At 44.5% G+C, this 1,493-nt stretch carries 2 protein-coding genes; both read right to left on the bottom strand.

Going from position 1 to position 1,493, the window contains the following annotated elements:
- Positions 1-170: 170 nt before the first annotated feature.
- A complete protein-coding gene (locus JZU62_RS03635) occupies positions 171-1,382 on the bottom strand; it encodes an ArsS family sensor histidine kinase (RefSeq protein ID WP_295011989.1) in 1,212 nt (403 codons plus the stop codon).
- 3 nt (positions 1,383-1,385) lie between these two features.
- Positions 1,386-1,490, bottom strand: a complete 105-nt coding sequence (locus JZU62_RS03630; protein ID WP_295012049.1) for a helix-turn-helix domain-containing protein — start codon at positions 1,488-1,490, stop codon at positions 1,386-1,388.
- Between the last annotated feature and the right edge of the window lie 3 nt (positions 1,491-1,493).

Genomic DNA, 1,493 nt, shown 5'->3' with positions numbered 1-1,493 from the left:
GGCAATACTTCAACGGCCAGTGCCGCCAATACGACCCCTGCGGCAAAATGCTGAATCAAGCTGCGCGTTTGGTGTGATGGGTTCCAATATACGGCCAATAGACCGCCTAATGAAGCAACGATAGCGGGGATTAGCATAGCGATATAAGGTGTCATAGGTCTCTTTTCAATTTAATTTTTGTGTTCGGTGATAATGGAAAAACAATGTTTTCCCTCTTTGTACTCATAACTCAACGTATAGCCGTGTTTTGATACGATCTTACTGACGATATTCAGCCCCAGACCAAACCCCTCAGAGGTGCGTGAGCGTTCCTGACGGGTGAAGGGGGTGAGAAAATAGCTGAACTCTTTTTCGAGCGCTTTCCCGTGATTGTAAACACTGATACGATTCGATGAAACCTCCAAAATAATGGGAAATTGCTCTGCGTACTTCAGCGCATTATCGAGGAGATTTTTAAGTGCCAAAGAGAGATAATGCAAATCCCCATTTAAGGTGTAATTATCCTTAATATTAACTAATATTTTTGATTCATCGTCAATATAGAGTTTCGAAAATGCTTCCATAACGAGTGTCTCAGCAGTGAACGGCGTTGATTGCATCGTATCGGTTGACTGGAGCTTTTCTATCTCCAAAAGTTCACGTGTCAGCTGATCGAGCTCTTTGAACGAGTGTTTTAGTGTCTCACGTGCGCTTGACTCCGCAACCTCTTCTAGGGCAAACATCCCGCGAGCTATGGGAGTTCGAAGTTCATGCCCGACATCGCGCAGTAGCTCTTCACGTGAGAGGATCATATTCTCGATGGTTTGCGCCATATCGTTATAGCTTCGTGCCACCTCCCCTATCTCATCGTGAGACGCTATGGGGCTACGGCTGTGATACTCTCCGAGGGCAAAACGGCGCATGCTCCCCGTAATCGAGTTCAAAGGGGATAACATACGTAAAATCAGAACAAATATCACCGCCAAAACAACCATATCGGCAACTACCAAGGCATTGAGTATCCACCCCTCCCTCAGCACATCTTGGAGTGTTGTGTCCCGAAGAAAAATATCATCATCGATATAGCGGATGTGGAGGATATATTCGCTCCTTTCATCTTTGAAAATCTCAATCAATCCAAACGTATGCGACTGGCGCATAAGGACTTTTTTGGGCGTTACGGGAGCGATTTTCACCAGATTCAGCGTCCGAAATTCATCTTCTAACTCATCGGCGGTCGATGTCGCCATCCATCTAAATATTTTTCGACCGTCAAGAAGGTATTTTTGGAGAACAATCGCTTCGTATTTTTCGGTATTGATGGTATCGATTTTGTACCCGATACCCACCATAAGGGTCAAACTGATGAGAAATAAAAAGGTGATTTTAGTAAAAATGGACATACGTTAACCCATAAACTTGTAACCGATGCCCCACACCGATTTTATATAGCGGGGTTCTTTGGCATCATCGCCGATTTTGAGGCGGATATTACTGATATGCATATCGATAGT

It is taken from the genome of Sulfuricurvum sp. (assembly GCF_019163035.1).
GTDB lineage: Bacteria > Campylobacterota > Campylobacteria > Campylobacterales > Sulfurimonadaceae > Sulfuricurvum.
Note: the sequence above shows the minus strand (reverse complement) of the source record. Positions and strands in the feature narration are given on the sequence as shown.

Coding starts and splice junctions, on each gene's coding strand:
- JZU62_RS03635 (WP_295011989.1), bottom strand. CDS start 1,382: ATGTCCATTTTTACTAAAATCACCTTTTTATTTCTCATCAGTTTGACC.